The organism is Streptomyces sp. NRRL S-1022, assembly GCF_000720135.1.
Classification (GTDB): Bacteria; Actinomycetota; Actinomycetes; order Streptomycetales; family Streptomycetaceae; genus Streptomyces.
In genome coordinates, this window is record NZ_JOIU01000006.1 from 98,860 (window position 1) to 124,331 (window position 25,472).

25 protein-coding genes are annotated in these 25,472 nt (G+C 74.7%); 16 read left to right on the plus strand and 9 right to left on the minus strand.

Annotated features, from left to right (window positions below):
- The first annotated feature begins 62 nt into the window (after positions 1-62).
- A complete protein-coding gene (gene pgm / locus IG05_RS0108510) occupies positions 63-1,703 on the plus strand; it encodes a phosphoglucomutase (alpha-D-glucose-1,6-bisphosphate-dependent) (protein WP_030340623.1) in 1,641 nt (546 codons plus the stop codon).
- Positions 1,704-1,749: 46 nt separating this feature from the next.
- Here pgm and IG05_RS0108515 read toward each other — a convergent pair whose 3' ends face one another.
- Positions 1,750-2,667: an SGNH/GDSL hydrolase family protein gene (locus IG05_RS0108515; protein WP_030340625.1), complete on the minus strand. Its 918-nt coding sequence runs from the start codon at positions 2,665-2,667 to the stop codon at positions 1,750-1,752.
- A 165-nt stretch (positions 2,668-2,832) separates the two neighbouring features.
- The gene (locus tag IG05_RS0108520) at positions 2,833-3,105 is read right to left on the minus strand and encodes a DUF5133 domain-containing protein (RefSeq protein ID WP_030340627.1); all 273 of its coding nucleotides are present in this window, start codon (positions 3,103-3,105) and stop codon (positions 2,833-2,835) included.
- A 243-nt stretch (positions 3,106-3,348) separates the two neighbouring features.
- Here IG05_RS0108520 and IG05_RS0108525 point away from each other — a divergent pair, with 243 nt between their 5' ends.
- The 4 genes from IG05_RS0108525 to IG05_RS0108540 all read left to right on the plus strand — a co-directional run bounded on the left by IG05_RS0108525 (position 3,349) and on the right by IG05_RS0108540 (position 8,831).
- Positions 3,349-4,956 (plus strand): adenosine deaminase family protein, encoded by a 1,608-nt coding sequence (locus IG05_RS0108525; protein ID WP_030340631.1) that lies wholly within the window; start codon positions 3,349-3,351, stop codon positions 4,954-4,956.
- A 174-nt stretch (positions 4,957-5,130) separates the two neighbouring features.
- Positions 5,131-5,799, plus strand: a complete 669-nt coding sequence (locus IG05_RS0108530) for a maltokinase N-terminal cap-like domain-containing protein (RefSeq protein ID WP_030340633.1) — start codon at positions 5,131-5,133, stop codon at positions 5,797-5,799.
- 253 nt (positions 5,800-6,052) lie between these two features.
- A complete protein-coding gene (locus tag IG05_RS0108535; RefSeq protein WP_030340635.1) occupies positions 6,053-7,906 on the plus strand; it encodes a M1 family aminopeptidase in 1,854 nt (617 codons plus the stop codon).
- Between the two features lie 85 nt (positions 7,907-7,991).
- Positions 7,992-8,831, plus strand: coding sequence for a lysozyme (locus IG05_RS0108540; protein ID WP_030340637.1), 840 nt, complete (start codon positions 7,992-7,994; stop codon positions 8,829-8,831).
- Between the two features lie 13 nt (positions 8,832-8,844).
- Here the strand turns inward: IG05_RS0108540 and IG05_RS0108545 are convergent, their stop codons facing one another.
- Positions 8,845-9,333 carry a MarR family winged helix-turn-helix transcriptional regulator gene (locus tag IG05_RS0108545; protein ID WP_030340639.1) on the minus strand — a complete coding sequence of 163 codons (489 nt, stop codon included), beginning with the start codon at positions 9,331-9,333 and terminating at the stop codon, positions 8,845-8,847.
- 57 nt (positions 9,334-9,390) lie between these two features.
- Between IG05_RS0108545 and IG05_RS0108550 the strand changes: the two genes are divergently transcribed.
- Together IG05_RS0108550 and IG05_RS0108555 are read left to right on the plus strand one after the other, a co-directional pair.
- Positions 9,391-10,218 (plus strand): alpha/beta fold hydrolase, encoded by an 828-nt coding sequence (locus IG05_RS0108550; RefSeq protein ID WP_030340641.1) that lies wholly within the window; start codon positions 9,391-9,393, stop codon positions 10,216-10,218.
- Between the two features lie 76 nt (positions 10,219-10,294).
- Positions 10,295-10,810 (plus strand): hypothetical protein, encoded by a 516-nt coding sequence (locus IG05_RS0108555; protein ID WP_030340642.1) that lies wholly within the window; start codon positions 10,295-10,297, stop codon positions 10,808-10,810.
- A 38-nt stretch (positions 10,811-10,848) separates the two neighbouring features.
- Here the strand turns inward: IG05_RS0108555 and IG05_RS0108560 are convergent, their stop codons facing one another.
- The gene (locus IG05_RS0108560) at positions 10,849-11,967 is read right to left on the minus strand and encodes an FUSC family protein (protein WP_030340644.1); all 1,119 of its coding nucleotides are present in this window, start codon (positions 11,965-11,967) and stop codon (positions 10,849-10,851) included.
- A gap of 158 nt (positions 11,968-12,125) precedes the next feature.
- Here IG05_RS0108560 and IG05_RS42005 point away from each other — a divergent pair, with 158 nt between their 5' ends.
- Positions 12,126-12,518, plus strand: a complete 393-nt coding sequence (locus IG05_RS42005) for an ArsR/SmtB family transcription factor (protein WP_158838825.1) — start codon at positions 12,126-12,128, stop codon at positions 12,516-12,518.
- 39 nt (positions 12,519-12,557) lie between these two features.
- Here the strand turns inward: IG05_RS42005 and IG05_RS0108570 are convergent, their stop codons facing one another.
- Complete coding sequence (locus IG05_RS0108570) at positions 12,558-13,724, minus strand: FAD-dependent monooxygenase (RefSeq protein ID WP_030340648.1); 1,167 nt, start codon at positions 13,722-13,724, stop codon at positions 12,558-12,560.
- Positions 13,725-13,829: 105 nt separating this feature from the next.
- Here IG05_RS0108570 and IG05_RS0108575 point away from each other — a divergent pair, with 105 nt between their 5' ends.
- Positions 13,830-14,387: a TetR/AcrR family transcriptional regulator gene (locus tag IG05_RS0108575; protein ID WP_030340650.1), complete on the plus strand. Its 558-nt coding sequence runs from the start codon at positions 13,830-13,832 to the stop codon at positions 14,385-14,387.
- A 26-nt stretch (positions 14,388-14,413) separates the two neighbouring features.
- On the opposite strand, the gene IG05_RS0108580 is transcribed toward IG05_RS0108575, so the two are convergent.
- The 4 genes from IG05_RS0108580 to IG05_RS0108595 all read right to left on the minus strand — a co-directional run bounded on the left by IG05_RS0108580 (position 14,414) and on the right by IG05_RS0108595 (position 17,404).
- A complete protein-coding gene (locus tag IG05_RS0108580) occupies positions 14,414-15,586 on the minus strand; it encodes an AI-2E family transporter (RefSeq protein ID WP_030340652.1) in 1,173 nt (390 codons plus the stop codon).
- Between the two features lie 213 nt (positions 15,587-15,799).
- Positions 15,800-16,192 (minus strand): ANTAR domain-containing protein, encoded by a 393-nt coding sequence (locus tag IG05_RS42010; RefSeq protein WP_078893979.1) that lies wholly within the window; start codon positions 16,190-16,192, stop codon positions 15,800-15,802.
- Between the two features lie 168 nt (positions 16,193-16,360).
- The gene (locus IG05_RS0108590) at positions 16,361-16,795 is read right to left on the minus strand and encodes a DUF2267 domain-containing protein (RefSeq protein ID WP_030340656.1); all 435 of its coding nucleotides are present in this window, start codon (positions 16,793-16,795) and stop codon (positions 16,361-16,363) included.
- Positions 16,796-16,912: 117 nt separating this feature from the next.
- Positions 16,913-17,404, minus strand: coding sequence for a DUF1360 domain-containing protein (locus IG05_RS0108595; RefSeq protein ID WP_030340657.1), 492 nt, complete (start codon positions 17,402-17,404; stop codon positions 16,913-16,915).
- A gap of 172 nt (positions 17,405-17,576) precedes the next feature.
- Between IG05_RS0108595 and IG05_RS0108600 the strand changes: the two genes are divergently transcribed.
- The 7 genes from IG05_RS0108600 to hypF all read left to right on the plus strand — a co-directional run bounded on the left by IG05_RS0108600 (position 17,577) and on the right by hypF (position 25,469).
- Positions 17,577-18,902, plus strand: a complete 1,326-nt coding sequence (locus tag IG05_RS0108600) for an FAD-dependent oxidoreductase (RefSeq protein WP_078893981.1) — start codon at positions 17,577-17,579, stop codon at positions 18,900-18,902.
- Positions 18,903-18,991: 89 nt separating this feature from the next.
- Positions 18,992-19,516 carry a hypothetical protein gene (locus IG05_RS0108605; protein ID WP_030340660.1) on the plus strand — a complete coding sequence of 175 codons (525 nt, stop codon included), beginning with the start codon at positions 18,992-18,994 and terminating at the stop codon, positions 19,514-19,516.
- 94 nt (positions 19,517-19,610) lie between these two features.
- Positions 19,611-19,979, plus strand: a complete 369-nt coding sequence (locus IG05_RS0108610; protein WP_030340662.1) for a low affinity iron permease family protein — start codon at positions 19,611-19,613, stop codon at positions 19,977-19,979.
- Positions 19,980-20,045: 66 nt separating this feature from the next.
- Positions 20,046-21,755: a hydrogenase maturation protein gene (locus IG05_RS0108615; protein ID WP_030340663.1), complete on the plus strand. Its 1,710-nt coding sequence runs from the start codon at positions 20,046-20,048 to the stop codon at positions 21,753-21,755.
- Positions 21,752-22,315 carry a hydrogenase maturation protease gene (locus IG05_RS0108620; RefSeq protein ID WP_030340664.1) on the plus strand — a complete coding sequence of 188 codons (564 nt, stop codon included), beginning with the start codon at positions 21,752-21,754 and terminating at the stop codon, positions 22,313-22,315. The genes IG05_RS0108615 and IG05_RS0108620 overlap by 4 nt, the downstream gene beginning before the upstream one ends.
- A gap of 74 nt (positions 22,316-22,389) precedes the next feature.
- On the plus strand, positions 22,390-23,115 hold the full coding sequence (gene hypB, locus IG05_RS0108625) for a hydrogenase nickel incorporation protein HypB (RefSeq protein ID WP_030340665.1): 726 nt from the start codon (positions 22,390-22,392) through the stop codon (positions 23,113-23,115).
- Positions 23,112-25,469, plus strand: a complete 2,358-nt coding sequence (gene hypF / locus IG05_RS0108630; protein WP_030340666.1) for a carbamoyltransferase HypF — start codon at positions 23,112-23,114, stop codon at positions 25,467-25,469. Before hypB ends, hypF begins: the two co-directional genes overlap by 4 nt.
- Positions 25,470-25,472 lie beyond the last annotated feature (3 nt).

Below are 25,472 nucleotides of genomic sequence, written 5' to 3' on the forward strand. Positions count from 1 at the left end.
GCCGCCGACGAGGAAAGATGGGCGGTGAGCGAAGCAATCCACTGATGCGGAGGAACGGACTCATGGCGCACGAGCGCGCCGGCCGGCCGGCCGGTCCCGAGGACCTTGTCGACGTGGCCCGGCTGGTCACGGCGTACTACACGCTGCACCCCGACCCGGCCGACCCGGGACAGCGGGTGGCGTTCGGCACCTCGGGGCACCGCGGTTCGTCCCTGGCGAGCGCCTTCAACGAGGACCACATCGCCGCCACCAGCCAGGCCATCTGCGAGTACCGGGCCGCCCAGGGCACCGACGGGCCCCTCTTCCTCGGCGCCGACACCCACGCGCTGTCCGAGCCCGCACGGGCCACCGCGCTGGAGGTGTTCGCCGCCAACGGCGTGACCGTGCTCATCGACAGCGCGGACGGCTACACGCCCACGCCCGCCGTCTCGCACGCCATCCTGAGCCACAACCGCGGCCGCACCACCGGCCTCGCCGACGGCGTGGTCGTCACCCCGTCGCACAACCCGCCCGCCGACGGCGGCTTCAAGTACAACCCGCCGAGCGGCGGTCCGGCGGCCTCCGACGCCACCTCCTGGATCCAGGACCGTGCCAACCAGATCATCACCGGCGGCCTGAAGGACGTGCACCGGCTGCCGTACACCCGGGCGCTCGCCGCGGACACCACCCGGCGGTACGACTTCCTCGGCACGTACGTCGGCGACCTGCCCGGCGTGCTGGACCTGGACGCCGTCCGCGCGGCCGGAGTGCGCATCGGCGCCGACCCGCTCGGCGGCGCCTCCGTCGCGTACTGGGGCCGGATCGCCGAGCAGCACGGCATCGACCTGACCGTGGTCAACCCGCACACCGACCCCACCTGGCGGTTCATGACGCTGGACTGGGACGGCCAGATCCGCATGGACTGCTCCTCGCCGTACGCGATGGCGTCCCTGATCGAGCAGCGCGACCGCTTCCACATCGCCACCGGCAACGACGCCGACGCCGACCGGCACGGCATCGTCACCCCGGACGCCGGCCTGATGAACCCCAACCACTACCTCGCGGTCGCCATCTCCTACCTCTACCGGCACCGCGACCGGTGGCCGGCCGCCGCGGGCGTCGGAAAGACCCTCGTGTCCTCCACGATGATCGACCGGGTCGCCGCCGACCTCGGCCGCCGGCTGGTCGAGGTGCCGGTCGGCTTCAAGTGGTTCGTGGACGGACTGGTCGGCGGCGACCTCGGCTTCGGCGGCGAGGAGTCGGCCGGCGCGTCCTTCCTGCGCCGGGACGGCTCGGTGTGGACCACCGACAAGGACGGCATCATCCTCGCCCTGCTCGCCTCCGAGATCACCGCCGTGACCGGCAAGACCCCCTCGGAGCACTACGCCGACCTGACCGCCCGCTTCGGCGAGCCCGCCTACGCACGCATCGACGCCCCGGCGACCCGCGAACAGAAGGCGCTGCTCGGCGAGTTGTCGCCGGCGCAGGTCACCGCGGACACTCTGGCCGGGGAGGCGGTCACGGCCGTCCTCACCGAGGCGCCCGGCAACGGTGCCGCGATCGGCGGCATCAAGGTCACCACCGAGAACGCCTGGTTCGCGGCCCGCCCCTCGGGCACCGAGGACGTCTACAAGGTGTACGCGGAGTCCTTCCTCGGCGCCGAGCACCTCGCCCGGGTGCAGGAGGAGGCCCAGGCGGTGGTGCTGGGGGCGCTCGGCGGCTGACCGGGCGAGGGGGCGGCCTCCCGGGCCGGGTGGCCGCCCCCTCGGTTCAGTCCCGTCCGCGCCCCGCGTCCAGCCGGGCCAGCACCGCCTCCGCCATGGCCGCCTCACCCTTGGCGTTGGGGTGCGCGGGAGCGGCGGGGGAGGCCGGCTGCAGCGGCTCGATCCAGCGGTCCGCCGGTGCCTTGCACATGTCGTGGCCGACCGTGGGGCCGTAGGCGTCCACGTACGCGGCGCGGTTCACGGCGGCCACCAGCCGCAGCATCAGGTTCAGCCGCTTCTCCGTGTCCCGCAGATAGGGGAAGTCGCCCTGGGCGAACGGAACCTGCGGGAAGCATCCGCTGCCGTCCTCGGGCAGCAGGTCCGGATAGCCGACCACGACCACCCGGGCGTGCGGCGCCCGGGCGTGCACGGCCCGCAGCACCCGGTCGACCTTCGGCGCGGTCCGCGCGATCGTGAGGGTGAGCCGGTCGTACCCGGAGGCGTTGTAGGAGCGCTCGCAGGGGTTGCCCGCCGGGTCCTGGGCGGCGAGGCGGGCGCAGGTGCCGATGATGGTGCCGAAACCGACGTCGTTGCCGCCGATCTGCAGCGTCACCAGGTCGGTGTGCCGGTCCAGCGCGTCGAGCTGCGGCGGGTTGGTGCCCTGGGGCCGCCACATCTCCGCGGTCGTGGCCCCGCCGCAGCTCACGTCCGTGAACGCGGCCGGCTGCCGCCGGCCGGCCACGAGCGAGGGGTAGTTGTGGTCCGAGCGTGCGCAGGCGGTGTCCACCTGCCGCGGGATGCCGGGCCCCGAGGTGTAGGAGTCGCCGAGTGCGACGTAGGCGGCCCCGCGGCCCTGCCCGGCGGGGTGCGCCGCGGCCGGTGCCGTACCGGTGGCGACCAAAGCGCAGCCGCCCAGTACCGCCCCGAGCACGGCGGTCCGCCGGCGGCCTCCCGCCCCGCCCGCCGGACGCGTGTCCTTCGTCATGAAGCCTCCCCCTCAACTCCGTTGCAACGCGCGGCGGCGGCACCGGAGAGCGGCCTCGCGCGGTCGACCGGGCCTGTATACCGTCCGGTAGGTCACGCCGACCAGAAGCGGGAGGCGACGAGTTGAGGGGGAGGTGCGGGCAACGGCCCGAGAGGCAAGCCGGGTTCAGGCCGCGGAGACCTGCTCCACCGGTGCGGACGCCTGGGGCTCCGGTGCCTGGAGCAGCGAGTCGTCCTCCGGGCGGGCGCCGGAGAGGCGGTGGCGGGCGGCGATCAGCGCCATGTCGATGTCCCGGGTGCCGGTGGCCACGCACAGCGTGTAGGTGATGTCAGCGAGCCGCTGCCGGGCCTGCGGCGTGCTCTCCTCTGCCCCGAGCAGGGTCAGAGCCTCGTACTGGGCAATGAGGTCCTGCAGCACCGCGGGGTGTGCCATGAGCATGCGTTCCGCCTCCCTGATGATCGCCGATGTGTGAATTCGCAGCGCGAATACCCGCCCTTCCGGTCCGCATGCGTCGGCCTTTCGATCACTTCCCGCGGCCGAGGGCGGTCCGCCGGCCGCACGTGCCTCCCGGGGAACGCAGACGCGCGGTGATGTGCCGGGGATCACCCGGTCGGGTGCTCTCCGGGTGGAGTTCCGCCGGATCGGGGTCCGCCGCCGTGATCTCTCCGTGATCATGCCCGTGTGAGTCTGCAACGTCGAAAAGCCCTGCGCCGCCGTGTCGTTCCGGCCGCACTCGGCACCCTGACCGTCCTGTCCCTGCTGTCCGCCCTGCCCGCCGCCGCCCAGCCGGCACCGGCGCAGCACCGGCCCGCCGCGCCGTCGCCCCGGCAGGCCACCGAGGCGGAGGCACGCACGGACGCCCATCTCCGCTCCCTGCGCGACCGGCCCGCGGCCCTGCGCGCCTTCTTCCGCCGGCTGCCCAAGGGCGGCGACCTGCACAACCACCTCTCCGGGGCGGTGTCCACGGAGTACCTGATCGAGCTGGCCGCCGAGGACGGGCTGTGCGTCGACACCGCGACGCTGACCGCCCTCGCCCCGCCCTGCGGCCCCGGCACCCGGCCCGCCGCCGACGCCCGAACCGACCGCGCGTTCCACGACGCACTGGTGCGCGCCTGGTCCATGCAGGACTTCCCGCGCGACCGGAACGGGCACGACCACTTCTTCGACACCTTCGGCAAGTTCGGCGAGGTGACCTGGCGGCACCGGGGCAAGCTGCTCGCCGAGGTCGCCGAAACCGCCGTCCGCGACAACCAGGTGTACCTGGAGACGATGGTCAGCCCCGCCTCCGAGGGCGCCAAGAACCTCGCCGCCCAGGTGGGCTGGGACGACGACCTCGCCGCGCTGCACCGCAGACTGGTCGCGGACGGCAAGCTCGACGAGCTGGTCGCCGAGGCCCGGAGGGAGGCCGACGACGGCGACGCCGAGTTCCGCGCCGCCGAGCACTGCGGCACCCCGCAGGCCCGGCCCGGCTGCGGCCTCACCGTACGCTGGATCTCCCAGGCGTCCCGGGGCAGTTCGCCGGAGCGGGTCTTCACCCAGCTGGCCCTCGGGATGCGGCTGGCCGAGGCCGACCCGCGGTTCGTCGCCGTCAACCTGGTCCAGCCCGAGGACGGGGACAGCTCCCTGCGCAACTACAGCCTGCAGATGCGCATGGTCGGTTACCTGCGCACCCGGTACCCGAAGGCCCATGTCAGCCTGCACGCGGGCGAGCTGTGGCCCGGTCTGGTCAAGCCCGCGGACCTGAGGTTCCACATCAGGCAGGCCGTGGACGTCGCCCGGACCGAGCGCGTCGGACACGGCGTCGACCTCGTCCACGAGGACGACTGGCGGCACACGGCCCGCACCATGGCGGACCGCGAGGTGGCCGTCGAGGTGCCCTTCTCCAGCAACGCCCAGATCCTCGGCGTCAAGGGCGCCGACCACCCCTTCACCACCTACCGCCGCTACGGCGTCCCGGTCGTCCTGTCCACCGACGACCCCGGGGTCTCCCGGATCGACATCAGCCACGAGTACCAGTACGCGGCCGCCACCTACGGCCTGCGCTACCCCGAGCTGAAGGACCTGGCCCGGGCCTCCCTGGAGTACGGCTTCCTGCCCGGCGCGAGCCTGTGGCAGGACCATCCCACCACCACGGGCTACCGGCCGGTCGCGGCCTGCCGGAGCGAACACCCCGGCCTGCCGGTGCGCGGCGCGGCCTGCCGCCACCTGCTCGCGCAGAGCGCCAGGGCCCGCCTGGAATGGCGTCAGGAGGCCGCCTTCGCCGCCTTCGAACAGGCCCACAGGGACTGAAACCACCGGAACCGCCGTGCTCGACCCGGCCGTCATCCCGGTCCCCCGTCCCCGGGGCCGGGTCGAGCCCGGAGCCGGCCCGTCGGGACGATGTCGGGCCCGGCGCCGCTCCGTTGGGGCGATGTGGAAGGCTCGACGGAGTCAGCATCCGCGTCACTGGAGGCACCCACCGGCATGGCCGTCATCCACGAGACCACCCTCAAGCCCACCAAACTCGAACTGCTCACCGCCTGGCTGCCCACCCGCCCCTGGTACCGCGGCGGCCCGGACGCGCCCGTGCTGGAGAAGTCCGGCGGGTTCCGGCTGGACGACCCCGAGGGCGAGGTCGGCATCGAGTTCATGGTGGTCACCGACACGGCGAGCCCCGAGCGGACGCCCTACCTGGCGGCGCTCACCTACCGCGGGGCGCCGCTGGAGGGGGCCGAAAGCGGCCTCATCGGCACGATGGAGCACGGGGTGCTGGGCAAGCGCTGGGTCTACGACGGCTGCCACGACCCGGTGCTGGTCACCGAACTGCTGGCGCTGATCGAGGGCAGGGCGCAGGCGATGGCCCAGAGCGTCTCCGACACCCCCGACCACGACGTGCTCCGCTCCTGCACCGGCTCCCCGCTCGGGGCGGCCGGCTTCACGCCCGAGCCGGCCGACGACGAGGACGGCACCCGCATCCCCGTGCCCCAGGGCCCGGGCACGGGCGCGGTCCTGCGGGTCCACCGGGTCCTCAGCCCCGTGGCCGAGAACCCGCCCCCGTCGCCGCGGGACGCCCGCGGGCATGTCGCGGCCGGCTGGCCGGGTCCGGACGGCACCCGGCTGCAGGCGGTCTTCATGACGCTGCGCACCGCCTGACCGGATGCCGCCCGCCGTTCGGCCCGCGGCGGGCGGCATCCGCGCCCGAGGCGCACACCCTCTCTGGGACCTGGCATGAACTTGTCAAATCTGTCACTCTTTCGGCAGTCGCCGCCCCGACCCCGTGAGGTGGCGACGGACTCCCCGGCACCGCGCTCGCGCACGTCCCGTCCGCGGCCGCCCCGGCGCACCCCGGCCGGCCAGGCGGTCCCCAGAGCAGGCCGGAATCCCGGCCGCCACGAAGGAGTAGCGTGTGAGACCGACCCCCCACAAGGCCCTCGGCGCCGGTGCGCTCACCGTCGCCGCGGTGGCCGCCCTCGTGCTTCCCGGCACCCCCGCCACCGCCGGGCCGGCCACCGCCGCCGCTTGCACCCCGGCCCAGGTGGTCACCAACGGCGGCTTCGAGAGCGGCACGTCACCGTGGACCGCGTCCTCCTCCACGGTGATCACCAGCCGCACCGGGCAGACCGCCCACGGCGGCAGTTCGTACGCCTGGCTCGACGGCGTCGGCGGCACCCACACCGACACCCTCGGCCAGAGCGTGACGATCCCCTCCGGGTGCGGCACCGCCACCCTCAGCTTCTGGCTGCACATCGACACCGCCGAGACGACCTCGTCCACCGCCTACGACAAGCTCACGGCCAAGCTCGGCGGCACCACGCTGGCCACCTACTCGAACCTGGACAAGAACACCGGCTACGTGAAGAAGTCGGTCGACGTGTCCTCGTTCGCGGGCCAGACCGTGAACCTGTCCTTCACCGGGACCGAGGACTCCAGCCTCCAGACGAGCTTCGTCCTGGACGACATCGCCCTCGACACCTCCGACGGCAGCACACCACCGTCCACCGACTCCACACGGACGCCGGCCGCGCCCTCGTACACCGTGAACCTGAGCAGCGACACGAGCGGCACCGTCTGGACCGGGCACGAGAGCGTGACCTTCACCAACGCCTCCGCCACCGCGCTCGGCGAGGTCTACCTGCGGCTGTGGGACAACTACCACGGCAGCTGTGACGCGATGCCCGTCACGGTCGGCAACGTCACCGGCGGCACCGCCGGCGCCCTCTCCGTCGCCTGCACCGCTCTGCGGATCGACCTGCCGAGCCCGCTCGCCCAGGGCCAGAGCGCCACCCTCGGCTTCGACCTCGGCATCACCGTCCCCAGCGGCGCCGACCGCTTCGGGCACGACGGCGCCTTCAGCTTCGTCGGCAACGCCCTGCCCCTGCTCGCCGTCCGCGACAGCGCGGGCTGGCACCTGGACCCCTACACCGACAACGGCGAGTCCTTCTACTCCCTGGCCGCCGACTTCAAGGTCACCCTCGACCACCCCGGCAGCCTGCTGGTCCCGGCCACCGGCACCTCCACGGACACCCCCGGCTCCAGCGGCCGTACCGTGACCACGGCCACCGCCTCGAAGGTCCGTGACTTCGCGTGGGCCGCGGGCCCCTTCACCAAGGTCTCCGGCACCTCGGCGGCCGGCGTCCCGGTGAACGTGTACTCCGTCTCGGGGATCAGCTCCTCCAGCGCCCAGTCGATGCTCAGCACCGCCAAGACCGCCGTGGACGCCCACGCGGCCCGGTTCGGCGCCTACCCGTACGGCGAGCTGGACGCGGTCATCGACAACAACTACTGGTTCGGCGGCATGGAGTATCCCGGGTTCGTCCTGGACCTGGTCAGCACCACGGCGCTCACCCACGAGATCGGCCACCAGTGGTGGTACGGCATCGTCGGCGACGACGAGTACACCAGCCCCTGGCTGGACGAGGCGTTCACCGACTACTCCACCGACCTCGCCCTGGGCAAGACCGGCAGCAACTGTTGGAGCAGCGTCTCCTGGGCCTCCAGCGCCGAGAAGATCACCAACTCGATGGCCTACTGGGACGCGCACTCCTCCCGGTACTCCACCGTCGTCTACGGCTACGGCAAGTGCGCACTGCACGACCTGCGGCGCGTCCTCGGGGACACCGCCATGGCCAAGCTGCTGAAGGACTACGCGAGCGCCCACTGGTACGGCGTCTCCACCACGGCCGAGTTCAAGGCGGCCGCCCAGGCCGCCACGAGCACGGACCTGACCTCCTTCTGGACGCAGCACCGCATCGAGGGGTGAGCGACACCCGGATGGGTCAGACACCGGCCGCGCAGGCCTTCGTTGGGCGGTACCCGGGGTGCGGGACGATCCGGCTCCGGGTCAGATGGACGGTGTGCGAAACCCCATAGCCCGTTTCCCCGGCCGGTCCCGCCTGTGCCTCACCGGCGCCCTGACCGGTCTCCTGATGTTCCTGTCCAGCCCCCCGGCCGTGCCCGTGCCGGCCGGGGGCGCACCCGAGCGCGGCACCGCCTACATGGGCATCGGCGTCCTCGCCCACGACGGCGACTCCGGCACCCTGCCCCCGGTCGGCCGCGCCTCCCAGACCGAAGGCGTGGACGTCTCCAGCCACCAGCTCGACGTCGACTGGCAGACGCTGTGGAACAGCGGCACCAGATGGGCGTACACCAAGGCCACGGAGGGGACTTCCTACACCAACCCCTACTTCACCCAGCAGTACGACGGTTCGTACGGCAGCGGGATGGTCCGCGGTGCCTACCACTTCGCCACCCCGGACGGCGCCGGCGGCGCCGCCCAGGCCGACTGGTTCGTGGACCACGGCGGCGGCTGGTCGGACGACGGCAAGACCCTCCCCGGCGCCCTCGACATCGAGTGGAACCCCTACGGCGACGCCTGCTACGGCAAGTCCCAGAGCGGCATGGTCGGCTGGATCCGCGACTTCCTGAACCGCTACAAGTCCCGCACCGGCCGGCAGGCCGTCATCTACACCGCCACCAACTGGTGGACCCAGTGCACCGGCGACTACGCCGGTTTCGGCGCCACCAACCCGCTGTGGATCGCGCGTTACGCCTCCACGGTGGGACCGCTGCCCGCGGGCTGGACGTCGTACACGATGTGGCAGTACACCTCCAGCGGGCCGACGGTCGGCGACCACGACAGGTTCGACGGCTCCCAGGACGAGCTGCGGAAGTTCGCCACCGGGTGAGCGCCGGGGGAGGTCAGTCGACGTCGACGTCGGCGAAGAGCGTGTGCATCGCACCGAGCACCCGCAGGCAGGCGTCGACGTCCGCCATGGTCAGATCGCCGCCCACCCGGCGCAGCAGCTCGTGCTCGCGGGCCCGTACGGCCTCGATCGCCGCCCGGCCCGGCTCGGTGAGGCGGATGAGCGGGGACCGGCGGTGCGCGGGGTTCGGCACGCTCTCCACCAGGTCCTGCCGGGCCGCGTCGTTCACCATGCGCTGCACGAACTGCCGGCTGAGCGCCTGCGCCCGGCCCATCTGCGGAACCGTCATGGGGCCCCGCGCGCGCAGCAGATCCAGCACCGCGCGGACCCCCACGGACAGCCCCTCGATCGGGGCCGCCTCCTCCACCTTGCGCTGCACCCGCCGGTAGAGCGGCCCGACCAGGTCGAAGACCTCGGTGAGGCATTCACCCAGCTCGTCGCGAGGCGGGCCGGCGGAAGCGGGGGCGGTGCGGTCGTCACTCATGGGACCAGCATGACACCTTGGTTGCCAACTTCACCAAAGAATGACACCTTGGTTGTCATGACTGTCGATCTGGCATCCACGCCCGTCCGCACCCTCCAGACCGCCGACGGCCGCCTCGCCTACCGTGAGGCCGGCTCCGGACAGCCCCTCGTCCTGCTGCACGGCGGCTTCACCGACCACCGCATGTGGGAAGAGCAGATACCGGTCCTCGCGGCCAGCCACCGGGTCATCGCCTGGGACGCCCGGGGCCACGGTGCCTCTGACAACGCCACCCGGCCCTTCCGGCAGGTCGACGACCTCGCCGCACTGCTCCGGGGACTCGACGCCGCGCCCGCCGTCCTGGTCGGCCTGTGCATGGGCGGGGGCATCGCGGTCGACTGCGCCCTGGAGTACCCCGAGCTGGTCCGCGCGGTCGTCGTCAGCGGGGTCGGCACCAGCGAACCCGTCTTCGAGGACCCCTGGGTCCTGGAGGTGGTGGCCGAGCAGCAGCGGGCCCTGGCCGCCGTCGACCTGGACGCCTGGGCCGACGCGTTCGTGCGCTGGGCGATCGGCCCGCACCGGGCCGCGGGTGACGTCGACCCCGGCGTCACCCGCCTCGTACGGGAGATGGGGCTGGCGACCCTGGGCAAGCACGCCCCCGGCGAGCCCGACCACCACGTCCCCGTCACCGGGACCTGGGAGCGCGTACCCGGCATCGAGGTCCCCCTGCTCGCCCTCAACGGCGCCCTGGACTCACCGGACCACCTCGCCATGGCCGCCCGCCTCGTGGACCTCGTACCGGGTGCCCGCAGCGTCGGCATCCCGGGCGCCGGGCACTACCCGAACATGGAGGACCCGGCCCGCTTCAACGCCGAACTGACCGCGTTCCTCGAAGAGTTGTCGTAACACCGAGGTGGCGGGGGTGCCGCCCGCCCGGTGCGGGCGCACCCGTACGCCGGGGAGGTCCGGTTAGGCTCGACGCGTGCCGCACGTCGAGATACTCCAGCTGCTGGTCTCCCCGGTGCACCGGCTCGCCGGCCGGCCGGGCGACGGCCTTCCCGAGCTGCCGCCCGGTGAACTGGTGACGACGGCCGAGGTGCGGGCGGGCCTCGGCATCGTCGGGGACCGGTACTTCAACCACCCCGCCCACCGCAACGCCTCCCTCACCCTCATGGCGGCCGAGCGGCTGCCGCAGCCGGGGCCGTACCCGGCCGGCCTGCTGCGCACCCGGCGCAACGTCCTGCTGCGGGGGGTCGACATCGACGCGTGCACCGGTTCCACCGTCTTCCTCGACTGCGGCACGGGACCGGTGTACCTGGAGGTCCGCAGCGCCGCCAGGCCCTGCGCCTGGATGGACACCACCCTCGGTCCCGGCGCCCAGCGTGCCCTGCGGGGCGGCGGGGGAGTGCGCTGCCGCCCGCTGACCGACGGCTTCCTCGCCGTGGGCCCCGCGCTGTTCGGGGTGGGCGAACCGGGGGAGCCGGCGCGGGGCGAGTGAGCGCCGGTACCGGGTACGGCGGCCGGCCGGGGCTTCGCTCAGGCGGTCGAGGCGGCCAGCTGGTCGGCCAGCCGGTGGGCCTGGGCGAGCAGCGCGCCGTAGGTGGCCACCTCGTCGGGGTCGTCCGTCGTCGAACGGACCAGGTCCCGGCGCAGGTCGTCGAGCGTGCCGCGCAGTTCCGTCACGGTCTCGCGCAGCTGGTCCTCGCACGCGTCGCCGAACCGGCTGTGACTGTACAGCCGCAGCGCGCGGGCGGACTGGCACAGGAACTCCGCGTACCGCCGGGCGGCTCCCGGATGCGGCCGGGGGGCCCGGCCGTCCTCGGTGGCGGCCTCCAGCACCGTGCGGGTCACCCCCGCGGTGTGCACGGCCGCGTGGTCCAGGACCACGAGGGCGTCGTCGTACCCCTTGCCGTCCGGCGGCGCCGCGCCAGTACGGCGGCGGCGCAGATTGCCGCGCAGGCTCTCCCTGCTCCACTCGACGGAGGAGCGGGCCTGCTCGACCAGGCCGTGCAGCCGCAGCGCGCGCTCGTGCCAGGCGCCGGCCTCCTCCGCGTCCCAGCGTCCCGCGGCCAGCCCGTCCGCGACGTCCCGCAGGATGTCGTGGGCCTCCTCGGTCGCGTCGCGCAGCACGGCACGGGTGTCGCGCAGGTACAGCGGCGGCCGGACCAGCGCGTTCACGGCGATCCCGACCACCGCCCCGAAGAGCGCCTCGGCGAGCCGGGCCGCGGAGGTGGTGATGCTGACGGAGCCGCCCGTGAGGACGAACAGGGCGCCGGTGGCCGCGTAGATGCCCTGGCTGCCCAGGCGCCGCCACTGGCCCAGCAGCATCGCGAGGGGCAGGACAAGCGCCATCGCGGCCACCGTACTGTGCAGCAGGAGCCCGACCGCGGTGGCCACGACCGTGCCGGCCGCGATCGCCCCGAGCTGCTGCAGGCCGCGCGCGATCGACCGGTACACGGTCGACTCCACCAGGACCACCGCCACCCAGGGCGCGACGAACGCCACCGGCGCCCGCAGCCACCAGCCGGCCACCGCCCAGGCCACCCACGCGGCCAGCGCCGCCTTCCCCGCCTGGACGGCCAGGTCCCGTTCCCGGCTCGGTCCCGCCCAGGCCCGCCGAGCCGCGTCCACCACGGAGGACGCGTCACGGCCCATGTTCTGCCAGGTCAGTCGTATTCCACGCACGGCGACCCGGGTGCCACCTCTGGCCGCGTCCATGCCCGCCGAATGTGCGGGGCGTCCCGGTCGGGCGCTGCTCCGGCCGCCCCGCACATATGAAAAGCCCTTCAAGTGTCCTCTGTATGATGACGGGCATGGGCCATGGAGCGACTCCCGCGCGGACAGCGGTTCCCCGCACGCGCCTGGACGCGGACAGCGCCGCCCGCGTGGCGACCACCCTCCAGGCCCTCGCCACCCCGTCCCGGCTCCTGATCCTGTCCCGGCTGCGCGAGGGCCCGTGCGCGGCCACCGAGCTCGCCGTCGAGGTCGGCATGGAACAGTCCGCCTGCTCGCACCAGTTGCGGCTGCTGCGCAACCTCGGCCTGGTCGTCGGCCGCCGCCAGGGCCGTTCGGTGATCTACGCCCTCTACGACGGGCACGTCGCCGAGCTCCTCGACCAGGCCGTCCACCACATCGAACACCTGCGCCTCGGGCTGAGCGACAGCGTGGGCGCCGGCCCCCCGGAGCGGACACCGCTCGCCGACTGAGGGACGCCGGCCCCGGGCCGGGGCAGAGGGTGAACCGGCTCAGCCCCTCATGTCCGGGCTCGGCGGTGTCCAGTCGGCGTGGCGGAGGATCGCGCGGGTCGTCACGCGGGAAGGGGCGAGTCGCAGGGCGGTGTTGCGCAGGGCGATCGCCAGGGGGTGGCTCAGCCGCTGGCCCAGGCGGCCGGCCTGACGGGCGGCGCGGGCGACCGACTGGGCGCGGGGACGGCGTTCGGTGTCGTACCGGGCGAGTGCCGCGTCGACCGAGGGCTCCGTGGCCAGCGCGGCGGCCAGTACGGCGGCGTCCTCCAGGGCCTGGCAGGCACCCTGGCCGAGGTGCGGGGTCATGGCGTGCGCCGCGTCGCCCAGGAGTGCCACCCGCCCCGCCGTGAACGACGGCAGCGGCGTGACCAGTTCGTGGAGGTCGTGGTGCAGCACGGCCTCGGCCCGGGTGGCGGCCAGCAGCGCCGGGACCGTGTCGTGCCAGGCGTGGAAGCGGTCGCGCAGCACGCCGAGCGGGTCGGCGTGCCGGACGCCGGGCGGCGCGTTGAGCACCGCGTGCCACTCGGCGCGGCCGTCGGCGAACAGGATGTGCCCGAACTCCGCCCCCGCACCCCAGGTCAGCTCGAAGTCGGTGGGCACCTCGAACGGGTCCTCCGTGACGGCCCGGAGAACCGTCGAACCGGCGTACACCGGGCCGGGACGGCCGGGGAACAGCAGTCCGCGCAGCCGGCTGTGCACACCGTCCGCCGCGACCACCAGGTCCGCCTCCAGGACGTCGTCCCCGGCCGGCACGCCCACCCGGTCCGGGACCGACAGGTCGAGCGTGTGCACCGTCGCGCCGACGAGTAGGCACTCCGCGGGCAGTGCCGCACGCAGCAGACGGTGCAGGACCGCGCGCGGGATGCCGACGATGGGCGCGCCCAGTTCGCGTTCCAGCACGGTGCCGTCCATGCGCGAGAGCCACCGGCCTGCGGGGGTGCGGGTCCCCCCGGTGTACTGCGGCCGCGCGGCCGCCCGGACCGCGGCGCCCACGCCCACGGCGTACAGCGCGCGCAGCCCGTTGGCGTGCAGGGAGATGCCCGCCCCGGCGTCGGCCAGGACGGCGGCCCGCTCCACCACTCGGACCTCCCAGCCGATCCGGCGCAGACCCAGAGCCGCGGCCAGCCCGCCGATCCCGCCCCCGACCACCACCGCCGTACGACCCATGCGGATCCCCCTCCGTCCCTTGGCCTTCTACATCTGTAGAAGTGCAATGGACAGGCACCCTAGCGCGGCCTTCTACGGATGTAGAAGGCGGTGTAGAAAGAGGGAGTGGCCACAGACCGACGTACCCTGCTCGCCGACACGGCGATCTCCGTGCTCGCCGGCACCGGCATGCGGGGGCTGACGCACCGCGCCGTGGACCGGGCGGCCGGACTGCCGCCCGGCACCACGTCCGCCTACTTCCGCACCCGGCAGGCCCTCCTCACCGCACTGGTCCGCCGCCTGGTGGCGCTCGACCAGGCGGAACTGGAGGAGCGGGGAGCCCGCACCCCGGTGCCACGCAGCGCGGACGAGCTGACGGCGGGCATCGCCGCGCTGGTCGGGGCGCGGCTCACCGGGGAGGGCCGCCGGCGGTCCCTCGCGCGCTACGCCTGCGCGGTCGAGAGCGCGCACCACCCCGCACTGCGCGAGATCCTCGTGCCGCGCGAGAACAAGGGCCGGCGGGTCGTCCGCGACTTCCTCGCCGCGCAGGGGGTGGCGGACCCGGAGGACCGTACGGTGACCCTGCTGACCTGTGTGGACGGGCTGGTCTTCGACCGCTTGGTGAACGGCGGGAGCGTGCAGGAGGAGGAGATCCGCGGCCTCGTCGCCACAGCGCTGCGCTGATGCGTACGGCGCCGGCGGCACGTACGTCAGGGCGGCACCGCGCGCAGCGCGTTCAGCACCGCCCAGACGACCGAGACCACCGGGACCGCCACGATGGCGCCGATCACGCCGGCGACGATGCTGCCCGCGATGACCGACACGGCCACGACCAGCGGATGCAGCCGTACCGCCCAGCTCATCACGAGCGGATGCAGCACGTGCCCCTCCAGCTGGCCGATCACGACGATCAGCACCAGCACGCCCATCGCCGTCAGCGGACCGCGCCCGGCCAGCGCGACGATCGTGGCCACCCCGAGCGCGACCGGTGAGCCCACCAGCGGCACGAACGCGGCGAAGAACTCCAGCAGCGTCAGCGGGAGCGCGAGCGGCACCCGCAGCACCAGCAGGCCCACGCCCACGAGCACGGCGTTGGTGGCGGCCACGATGATGATGCCGCGCGTGTACCCCGCGAAGGTCCGCCAGGCCGCCTGTCCGGCCCGGTCCCACACCGGGCGGGCACCGCTCGGCAGCAACTGCTCCCGGGCCCAGCCCCACAGGCGCTCGCCGGAGTGCAGGAAGAAGACCGAGGCGAACAGCGCCAGTGCACCGCCCGTGACCAGTTCCACCACCCGGCCCAGCTCGTCGAGCGCGCTGGTGAGCAGGGACGCCCGGTGTTCGGACACGTAGTGGGTCACCTGGCCTTGCAGCGTGGAGAGCGCGCCGGGCCCGAGCCGGAACGGCGGCCGTTGCAGCCACTCCTCGATGCGGTGGACGCCGCCGCGGAACTCACCGGCCAGCCGGTCCGACTCCCCGGCCACCGAGCTGCCCACCAGCGCGAGCAGGCCCAGCAGCAGCGCCAGGCTGCCCACCAGCGACACCGCCACGCTCAGCGGCCTCGGCAGGAACCGGGCGAGCAGGTCGGTCAGCGGGCGCAGCACGGACGTCACGACCAGTGCGAGGAAGAGCGCGACGGCGATGAGCTGGAAGCTGCCGAGGACGATGAACACGCCGTAGACGGCGATGCCGACGAGGACCAGCCGCCAGGCGTAGGCGGCGGCGACCCGCAGCCACGGCACCGTCCACTCGGCCGGCGGCAGCGGCGGCTGCGCCGGGGGCGGGGCGGACGGCCGTACGGAGTGCGCCGGCCGGCTGCCCAGCACCGTGCCGCGGGCCCGGCGCGGACCGTTCCGTCCGGCCACCCGCCGGCGCGCATCGCCCACCGCACCCGCCTCCTCTCCGCGCCGCCCGGCTGACGGCCGGTCACCTCCACAGCACCGTAAGCACAGGGCGCGCCGGCGGCGCGCGGAGTGCATCCGGGTGGCAGAGCGTGGGCGGAACGGGCGCGGTCGGGGCCCGCGGTCCGGGCGGGCCGGACCTGCGCCGGCCGGCGAGGGCTCGGCACCGGGTCGCAGCCCCGGCGGGGGCCCTGGTGGTCAGCCGGGGTCGCCGGCCGGCGCGGGCAGGTCGTCGGCGAGCGCCCGGGCGTCCTCGGCGCACCGGCGGTAACGGGTGATCGCCCTGCCGAGTTCGAGCCGCTCGGGCTCGGGAAGCGTGCCGCCCTGCGCGTAGTCGAGGATGTGCTCGGCGACCGTCCGCAGCTTGACGTTCGTGCGCTGGGAGACGTCCCGCAGTGCCCGCCAGGCCTCCTCCGGGGCTGTCCGTCCGAGCACGACGAGGGCACCGATCGCCTGGTCGATCACGGCGTGGGAGGTCACCGCGCGCTGGAGCTGCCGGTTCTCCTCGTGCAGCCGGTCGTACTCCGAGGTGAGGTCGGTGGCGGAGAGCAGGACGAGCGGCTGATGCCGGGAGAGGGCGAAGAAGGCCATGGAGCACCTTTTCCGGGTGGGGGCGTCACTGGTGGGGGGCTTCACTGCTACGCCTGCCCCCAGGGGGCGCTTGCATACGAATTCAACCAGCATCGCCGATTCCGGTCACGAGGTGCCGTCCTCCGGTGCGCCGCCGCCCGCCACCGTGTGCCCGTCCCGCACGGCCGGCTAGCCGTACTCCCAGGTGCCCGGGGCTGCGCGTTCCACCGGCAGCAGCTCGCGGATGTCCGCGGGCAGCGCGTGGGCCATCCGCTCGGTCAGTTCCGGGGCGAGGGCGGCGTCCAGGACCTCCATGACGGCGGCTGCCTCCCGCAGCGCCGTGTCCTCGTCGGTGCCGGCCCGCACCGCGATGCGCCCGGCGAACGCGGTCAGCCCGAAGCGCTCGCCCGCCTTGCCGGAGTCGCGGGCCGCGGACGCGTCGGCCGCCTCCCGCATGGCCGCCGCCATGTCCGGCGGCAGCTGGGCGGCCACGTGCCGGGCCAGCCCGGACGGCAGCCGTTCCGACAGCGTGCTCACGACCGCGTGCGCGGCCCGCTCGGCCGTTCCCCGGTCGGGCAGCTGGGCCAGCGCCTGCACTTTTCCGATCATCTCGTCGTGCCGCATGAGACCGGTCCCTTCCGCACGAAGTGCCGACGGTGCGCCCGTCCGCCGTTCCCCGTTCCGCGGGCGCAGCGGCGCGAGCCGAGTACCCCGCGCCCGCTCCCGGTCACCGGCTACGGCTCAGTCCTCGACCGTCTGCTGGGTCCACGTCCAGGCGTACTGGAGCCAGTCCGACACGGTCAGCGCGCCCAGGCCGCCGCACACCAGCCGGGTGAGCCGGGGCGCCGCCGCATAGGAGCACACCAGGGCGCCGGTGGCCCAGGCGGCGGTGCAGAACGGGCAGGACAGCAGGTCGCCGGTGGCCCGGCGCAGCCCGCTGCCCCGGCCTTCGTCGATGACCTCGTTGCCTTGTCCCTGGCCCGTTCGGCGGGTGAACGGCGCCCGCAGGAAGCTGGTGACCTTGTCCTTGGTCAGCAGCCGCGACGCCTTGTACGCCGCCGCGCCCAGCAGTGCCACGTCCCAGGGCGGCACCTGCTGCGGCAGCTGCACCCCCCGGCGCCGGGCCACGAGCGCGAAGGTGCCGACGCCCACCGCGAACACGGAGGCGAGGGCGGCGTATCCGCCCAGCGGGACTTCGCCCTGGTCGTCGTAGCGTGCGTCGTCCGCCGTCATGAGTCCTCCTCGACCTCCCGGCTGCGTGTGCGGCCCTTCACGAGCGCACCGAGTGCCCGCCGACGCGCGGGCGACACGTGACCACCCGGGGCAGTCCGGGGTACGCTATTCATCGGCTGATGAATTACTGAGGCAGCCTGCTCGGGCTGCTCCGGCGAAGGGCAGGACGGCGATGGAGAAGACCACGTGCTGTGTCGTGGGGGGCGGTCCGGCGGGCATGGTGCTCGCCCTGCTGCTGGCGCGGGCCGGGATCGAGGTGACCGTCCTGGAGAAACACGCCGACTTCCTGCGCGACTTCCGCGGTGACACCGTCCATCCGTCGACCCTCGCCCTGCTGGACGACCTCGGGCTGGCCGAAGCCTTCGCCCGGCTGCCGCAGCGCCGGGTGCGCACCGTCCAGCTGCCGGTGGGGCCCGGCCGCTCACCGGTCACGGTCGGCGACCTCTCGGTCCTGCGCGGCCCCCACAACTACGTGGCGATGGTCCCCCAGTGGGACCTGCTGGACCTGCTCGCCGACGAGGCCCGGCGCGAGCCGTCCTTCGAGCTGCGGATGAACACGCAGGCGACGTCCTTCCTCGTCGAGTCCGGCAGGGTGACCGGGGTGCGCTACCGCACCTCCGACGGCCGCACCGGCGAGCTGCGCGCCGTCCTCACCGTCGCCTGCGACGGCCGCGGCTCGCTGGCCCGCTCCCTCCCCGAACTGGGACTGCGCCGCTTCCCCTGCCCGATGGACGCCTGGTGGCTGCGCCTGCCGCGCCGGGACGGCGACCCCAGCGGACTGGTCGCCGGCGCCGGCCAGGGCCTCCTCACCGCGATGATCGACCGGGGCGACTACTGGCAGTGCGCCGCGCTCATCCCCAAGGGCACCGACGCCGAGCGCCGCGCCGCGGGCCTGGACCGCTTCCTGGCCTCCTTCGCCGAGGCCGTCCCCTGGATCGCCGACCGCACGCACACCCTGCGCTCCTGGGACGACGTCAAGCTGCTCGACGTCCACCTCGACCGGCTGCGCCGCTGGCACCGCCCAGGTCTGCTGTGCATCGGCGACGCCGCGCACGCCATGTCCCCGGTCTTCGGCATCGGGATCAACCTCGCCGTGCAGGACGCCGTGGCCACCGCCCGGCACCTGGCCGGGCCGCTGCGCCGCGGAACCGTACGGCTGGGCGACGTACGCGCGGTCCAGCGCCGCCGCCGGCCCACCACGGTCGCCACCCAGGCCCTGCAACGAGCCGCCCACGCCCGCTTCGTCGCCCCCGTCCTGAGCGGCCGGCCACCCCTGGGCGACGCCGACCGGGCGCGGCGGCTGGCCGCCCTGGTCACCGGCTCCCCCCTGCTGCGCCGCCTCCCCGCGTACTTCATCGCCTACGGCGCCCGGCGCGAACGCCCGCCGCAAGCGGCCGTCCGCCGGCGGCCGGGCCGGGCGCCGCGCGCGGCCGGCTCCCCGGGCGACGACCGACCCGGCCCGGCCGGCCGGGCGGGGCGTGGGTCAGGTCACATATGACCTGGTTCGCACCCTCTCCCGGCCGCGCCCGGTGCCGGGCTACCGTTGCGACCAGCCCCTGTACCCCTCGTATCCCGGACGGCCCGGCTGTGCCCACTGACCTGTCCCCCCTGATAGCCGCCACGGCACGCTGGCTGACGGCGGCCTACCCGCCGTGCGGCGGTGCGCTGGCCTCGGCGCTGTGCGAGGTGCAGGCCCGGCAGGCGGTGACGGTCGCCGCCTGGCTGCGCTACCCCACCGAGATCGACGCCGGCCTGGTCACCCTGGCGGGTCCGGGCGGCACGGCCCGCCTCGACTGGATCACCGGCGCCGAGCCGCCCGCCGACCAGCCGGCCGAGGACCGGGCCTGGCGCACCTGGGTGGACGAGGTCGTGGCCAGCTGGGCCGCCACGCTGCTCACCGACGCCGAGCTGGCCGGGCTGGCCGTCACCGCCCTGGCCGAGGGCGAGCACACCGCGGGGCCGGCCGAGTTCCGCCGGCTGCTCACCCCCGACGACGGCGACCACCGCGCCGCCGCCCTGCTCCGCCACCCCGACCTGCTCGCCCCCGTGGCCGGACTCCACCACGACCAGCTCCTCGACCGCCTCGCCCAGGGACGCTCCCTGGCGGCCTGAGACCCCGTGCCGCACACCCCCGCACGGGCGGCCGTCCGCCACCCGGACGGGTGCAGGCGGCCGGGGTACCCCCGCCGTGGGGAAAGGCTCGGCCATGGCCTTCAAGAATCCCGTATACCGCGGCGGCCCGCGCCGCGGCCGGTTCGACCAGTTCGCCGAGTACGCCTCGAACTTCACCAGCTCACCGCTGTTCTTCCTGTTCTGCCTGCTGTTCGTCGCCTTCTTCGCCGCCTCCCACGTCGCCCATCTGCCGACCGAGCTGCTGCTGCTCGCGGGCGAGTCCATGACGGCGGTGACCCTGCTGCTCCTGGCGCTTCTGAAGAACGCCGAGATGCGCGCCGAGCACGCGATCCAGCGCAAGCTCGACGCGATCGCCGCCGCCCTGCTGGAGGCACACCGGGACGACCGGAGCCAGGCGTACGAGGATCTGCGGAATGCGATCCGGATGGAGGAAGAGACCTGACCCGGGGCGGCGAAACGCCGCGGCGGTTCTTCCCGGCACCCCGCCGAGCGACGACCATGCCGTGTCATGGACATTCTGCTCGTCGCCAGCGCGTTCAACAGCCTCTCCCAGCGCCTGTACGCCGAACTCTCGGACCACGGGCACCAGGTCGACGTCGTCCTCGCCACGCACGGCCCCGGCCCGGTCCGGGCCGCCGTGCGCGAGCTGCGCCCCGAACTGATCGTCGCGCCGATGCTCCGGACGGCCCTGCCCGAGGACGTCTGGCGGGAGCACACCTGCCTGATCGTGCACCCCGGCCCGATCGGCGACCGCGGCCCGTCCTCGCTGGACTGGGCCATCGCGGGCGGGGCGGCGCAGTGGGGCGTGACCGTCCTCCAGGCCGAGGCCGGCATGGACGCGGGCCCGGTCTGGGCGGCCGAGCCGTTTCCCGTACCACCCGTCGGCAAGAGCGACCTCTACCGCAACGAGGCCTCCGACGCCGCCGTCACCGCCGTCCTGACGGCCGTACGGCGCTACGCCGCCGGCGACCACAAACCGCTCGCGCAGACCGACGAGTCCGTCACCGTCGTCTGGCGCGACTTCCACCGCCAGGAGCAGCGCCGGATCGACTGGGAGCGGGACGACACCGAGACGGTCCTGCGCAAGCTGCGCGGCGCCGACTCCCAGCCGGGCGTCCTCGACGAACTCCTCGGCCACGAGGTGTTCCTGCACGGCGGGCACCCCGAGGACCGGCTGCGCGGCCGGCCCGGCACCCTGCTGGCCCAGCGCGCCGGCGCCGTCTGCCGGGCCACCCGCGACGGCGCCGTCTGGATCCCGGAACTGCGCCCCCGCAAGAACTCCGGCGACCCGGCGCCCTTCCGCCGGCCGGCCGCCGCGGTCCTCGCCGCGCACCAGCCGGGCCTCGCGCTGCCCGAGGTCCCCGCCCCGCCGGACATCCCGCCCGGCCGGCGCACCTGGAGCGACATCCGCTACCGGCAGCGCGGCGACGTCGGCTTCCTCGGCTTCTCCTTCCCCGGCGGCGCGATGAGCACCGACCAGTGCCGCAGACTCCTCGCCGCCTACACCGAGGCGCTCACCCGCCCCACCCGCGTCCTCGTCCTCGGCGGCACCCGCGACTTCTTCTCCAACGGCATCCACCTCAACGTCGTCGAGGCCGCCCCCGACCCCGCCGAGGAGTCGTGGACCAATCTGAACGCCATCGACGACCTCGTGGAGGCCGTGCTGCGCACCACCGACCGGCTGGTGGTCGCCGCGCTCGCCGGCAACGCGGCGGCCGGCGGCGTCATGCTGGCCCTCGCCGCCGACCAGGTGTGGTGCCGCACGGGCGTCGTCCTCAACCCGCACTACAGGCGCATGGGCCTGTACGGCTCCGAGTTCTGGACGTACTCCCTGCCGCGCCGCGTCGGCCCCGAGCAGGCCGAGCGGCTGACCACCGAGGCGCTGCCGGTCAGTGCCGCCCGCGGCGAGCGGCTCGGCCTCGTGGACCGGCTCGTACCGGCCGCACCCGGCGGCTTCGCGGCCGAGGTGGAACTGCTGGCGGCCGGGCTCGCCGCCGTCCCGGACCTGGACCGGCGGCTCGCCGCCAAGGCGGCGGCCCGCGCCGAGGACGAGCGGCGCCGGCCCCTCGCCCGCTACCGGGAGGACGAGCTGGCCCGCATGCACGCCCTCTTCTTCGACCCCGAGGCCCCCTACCACGCCCTGCGCGCGGCCTTCGTCCGCAAGACCCCCGGCGGCTCACCCCGGCCGCTGGCCGCGCCCGCCGGAGACCTCCGGTGACGCCCCGGCTGCTGGTGGCCGGCGTCGGCAACATCTTCCTCGCCGACGACGCCTTCGGCCCCGAGGTGATCCGCGCCCTCGGACCTCGCCCCCTGCCGCCCGGGGTACGGGTGCGCGACTACGGCATCCGCGGCCTGGACCTCGCCTACGACCTGCTGTCCGGGTACACCACCGCCGTCCTGGTCGACGCGGCCCCGCGCGGGCACCACCCCGGCACCCTCACCCTGATCGAGGCCGAACCCCCCGACGGCACCGCCGCGCCCGAAGCCCACGGCATGGACCCGGCGAAGGTACTGGCCCTCGCCACCCACCTGGGCGACGAGCCCCTGCCCCGGGTCCTCGTGCTGGCCTGCGAACCCGGCGTGCTGCCGAGCGACGACGACCTCCTGCCCGGACTCAGCACACCGGTGCGGGAAGCCGTCGGCCGGGCCGTGGACGCGCTGCACACGCTCGTCCCCGCCCTGCTCGCCGACCCCGCCGGGCCGCTGCCCCCGTTGGGCCGCCCGGTGGAATCCGGGACCGCGCACTCGGCTGCGCTGCCCGGTACGGGACCCCGCTGAGCCCAAGATCGGTGGAACCCCGGACCGCCGGAAGCGGCCCGGGCCCCCGCCACCGCACCCGAGGAGCAGCGCCCATGTGCCGGTCCGACCTCAGACAGGCCGTCCTGGCCAAGAACGACGGGCTGGCCGCGAGCCTGCGCGACGATCTCGCCCGGCAGGGGGTGACCCTGGTCAACCTGCTGTCCAGCCCCGGCAGCGGCAAGACCGAACTCCTCGCCCGGGTGCTGGCCCGGGCGGGGGAGCGGGGCGTGCCGGTGGCCGCGCTCACCGCCGACCTGGCCACCGAGAACGACGCCGTCCGGCTCGCCCGGTCCGGCGCGCCCGTCCGGCAGCTCCTCACCGACGGACTGTGCCACCTGGAGGCCGGCCAGGTCCGCGCCCGCCTGGCGGACTGGCTGCCGCCGGACACCTCCGTGCTCTTCGTGGAGAACGTCGGCAACCTGGTCTGCCCGGCCTCCTACGACCTCGGTGAGACCCTGCGGATCGTTCTGATGGCGGTCACCGAGGGCGAGGACAAGCCGCTGAAGTACCCCACCGCGTTCGGCTCCGCCCACCTCGTCGTCATCACCAAGACCGACCTGGCCGGACCGGCCGGCTTCGACGAGAGCCTCTTCCACGAGAACGTGCACCAGGTCAACCCGGGCGTGCAGATCGTACGGTCGTGCGCCCGCACCGGCACCGGCGTCGGCACCCTCCTCGACCACGCCCTCGCCGCCCGCGACGGCGGCCCGGCGCACCACCCGCCGCTCGCCCCGCACCCGCACTCGCACCACCACCCGGCGTCCGCCCCCGTCACGTGACCGCGCCCGCCACCGGCTCGGTCCGCCGCCGGATCACCGTGCGCGGCACGGTGCAGGGTGTCGGCTTCCGGCCCTACGTGCACCGCCTGGCCGCCGGCCTCGCGCTGGCCGGGTTCGTGAGCAACACCGCCGACGGCGTGCTCATCGAGATCGAGGGCCCGCCGGACGACGTGGACCGGTTCGCCGGCCTGCTGACCGAGCAGCCGCCCCCGCTGGCGACCGTGACCGCAGTCGGCTGCGAGGACGTCCCCGCCACCGGCACCACCGGCCCCTTCGCCATCCGCGCCACCGAACGGTCCCCGGGCCGCACCCAGCTCCCGCCCGACACCGCGACCTGCGCCGACTGCCTGCGCGAACTCGCCGACCCCGGCGATCGCCGGCACCGCCACCCGTTCGTCACCTGCACCCACTGCGGCCCCCGGTTCACCATCGCCACCGGCATGCCGTACGACCGGCCGGCCACCACCATGGCCGGCTTCCCGATGTGCCCCGCCTGCGCCCGCGAGTACGGTGACCCCGCCGACCGCCGCTTCCACGCCCAGCCCGTCGCCTGCCCCGACTGCGGCCCCCGCCTCACCCTCGTCCCGGCCGCGGGCCTCGGCGTCCGCGCGGCCCGGGACGCCGGGGCCCTCGCCACGGCACGGGCGCTGCTCGCCGCCGGGCGGATCGTCGCCGTCAAGGGCGTCGGCGGCTACCACCTGGCCTGCGACGCGACCGACGCCCGGGCCGTCGCCACGCTGCGCGCCCGCAAGGAGCGGGGCGGCAAGGCCTTCGCGGTGATGTGCGCCGACCTCGGCACGGCGGAGCGGGTCGCGGTGCTCTCCGCCGCCGAACGGGCCGCGCTCACCAGCGCCCGCCGCCCCATCGTCCTGCTGCGCAGCCGCGCCCACGGGGAGGGGCCCCGCCTGGCCGGCGAGGTCTGCCCGGGCAGCCCGCACGTCGGCCTGCTGCTGCCCTACACCCCCGTGCACACCCTGCTGTTCGGGCTGCCCGGCGACCCGCCGGGACCCCGGCTGCTGGTCATGACCAGCGGCAACCGCTCCGGCGAGCCCATCGTCACCGACGACACCGAGGCGCTGACCCGGCTGGCCGGCATCGCCGACGCCTGGCTCACCCACGACCGGCCCATCGCGTGCCCCTGCGACGACTCCCTCCTGCGCGTCCGCGCCGACGGCACCGAACAGGTCCTGCGCCGCTCCCGCGGCTACGTCCCCCGCCCCCTGCGCCTGCCGCTCCCCGTCCGGCCGACCCTCGCCGTCGGCGGCGACCTGAAGAACGCCCTCTGCCTGGGCGAGGCGGACCAGGCCTGGTTCGGGCCGCACATCGGCGACATGGCCGACCTCGCCGGACTGCGGGCCGCCGAGCGGGCCGAGCGGCACCTCGCCCGCCTCACCGGCGTCACCCCGCGGCGGGTGGCCGCCGACCGCCACCCCGGCTACCACTCGACCCGCCGGGCCCGCGGCCGCGCCACCCAGCTCGGGCTGCGCGGCCCGGTACCGGTCCAGCACCACCACGCCCACATCGCCGCCGCCATGGCCGAACACGGCCTCGACGGCAGCGAACCCGTGCTCGGCGTCGCCTTCGACGGCACCGGATACGGCGACGACGGCACGGTGTGGGGCGGCGAGATCCTGCTCGCCGACTACACCGGCTACCGGCGCCTCGCCCGCCTGACCCCCGCCCCACTGCCCGGCGGCGACGCCGGCGTGGCCAATCCCTGCCGCCTGGCCCTGGCCCGGCTGTGGGCGGCCGGCCTGCCGTGGACCCCGGGCCTGCCCAGCGTCGAGGCCTGCACCGGGCCCGAACGCACCGTCCTGCACCGGCAGCTGACCCGGCAACTGGCCTGTGTGCCGACCTCCAGCATGGGCCGGCTCTTCGACGCCGTGTCGTCCCTGGCGGGACTGTGCCACCGCGCCGGCTACGAGGCGCAGGCCGCGCTGGAACTGGAGGCGGCGGCGCTGGAGGCACGTGACGCCGACGCGGCGGCCTACCCGTTCGCGATCACCGCCGGGCGGCTGCCGTGGGAGATGGACCCCGCCCCCGCCCTGCGCGCACTGCTGGAGGACCGGGCCCGCCACACCCCCGTACCCGTCCTGGCCGCCCGCTTCCACCGGGGCGTCGCGCGGGCGGTCGCGGACATCTGCTGCCGGGCCCGGGCGGACACCGGCCGCACCACCGTCGCCCTCACCGGCGGTGTCTTCGCCAACGCCCTGCTGGAGGAGGACGCCGCCGCGCTGCTCACCACGGCCGGCTTCACCGTCCTCCGGCACGGCGAGGTACCCCCGAACGACGGCGGCCTGGCACTCGGCCAGCTGATGGTCGCGGGAACAGCAGCCAACCACGAGACGGAGTGACCC

Bases quoted from the DNA above. Each gene is read 5' to 3' on its own strand.
- pgm (WP_030340623.1), top strand. From the start codon at position 63: ATGGCGCACGAGCGCGCCGGCCGGCCGGCCGGTCCCGAGGACCTTGTC.
- IG05_RS0108515 (WP_030340625.1), bottom strand. From the start codon at position 2,667: ATGACGAAGGACACGCGTCCGGCGGGCGGGGCGGGAGGCCGCCGGCGG.
- IG05_RS0108520 (WP_030340627.1), bottom strand. From the start codon at position 3,105: ATGCTCATGGCACACCCCGCGGTGCTGCAGGACCTCATTGCCCAGTAC.
- IG05_RS0108530 (WP_030340633.1), top strand. From the start codon at position 5,131: ATGGCCGTCATCCACGAGACCACCCTCAAGCCCACCAAACTCGAACTG.
- IG05_RS0108540 (WP_030340637.1), top strand. From the start codon at position 7,992: ATGGACGGTGTGCGAAACCCCATAGCCCGTTTCCCCGGCCGGTCCCGC.
- IG05_RS0108545 (WP_030340639.1), bottom strand. From the start codon at position 9,333: ATGAGTGACGACCGCACCGCCCCCGCTTCCGCCGGCCCGCCTCGCGAC.
- IG05_RS0108550 (WP_030340641.1), top strand. From the start codon at position 9,391: ATGACTGTCGATCTGGCATCCACGCCCGTCCGCACCCTCCAGACCGCC.
- IG05_RS0108560 (WP_030340644.1), bottom strand. From the start codon at position 11,967: ATGGGCCGTGACGCGTCCTCCGTGGTGGACGCGGCTCGGCGGGCCTGG.
- IG05_RS42005 (WP_158838825.1), top strand. From the start codon at position 12,126: ATGGGCCATGGAGCGACTCCCGCGCGGACAGCGGTTCCCCGCACGCGC.
- IG05_RS0108570 (WP_030340648.1), bottom strand. From the start codon at position 13,724: ATGGGTCGTACGGCGGTGGTGGTCGGGGGCGGGATCGGCGGGCTGGCC.
- IG05_RS42010 (WP_078893979.1), bottom strand. From the start codon at position 16,192: ATGGCCTTCTTCGCCCTCTCCCGGCATCAGCCGCTCGTCCTGCTCTCC.
- IG05_RS0108590 (WP_030340656.1), bottom strand. From the start codon at position 16,795: ATGCGGCACGACGAGATGATCGGAAAAGTGCAGGCGCTGGCCCAGCTG.
- IG05_RS0108595 (WP_030340657.1), bottom strand. From the start codon at position 17,404: ATGACGGCGGACGACGCACGCTACGACGACCAGGGCGAAGTCCCGCTG.
- IG05_RS0108600 (WP_078893981.1), top strand. From the start codon at position 17,577: ATGGAGAAGACCACGTGCTGTGTCGTGGGGGGCGGTCCGGCGGGCATG.
- IG05_RS0108610 (WP_030340662.1), top strand. From the start codon at position 19,611: ATGGCCTTCAAGAATCCCGTATACCGCGGCGGCCCGCGCCGCGGCCGG.
- IG05_RS0108615 (WP_030340663.1), top strand. From the start codon at position 20,046: ATGGACATTCTGCTCGTCGCCAGCGCGTTCAACAGCCTCTCCCAGCGC.
- hypB (WP_030340665.1), top strand. From the start codon at position 22,390: ATGTGCCGGTCCGACCTCAGACAGGCCGTCCTGGCCAAGAACGACGGG.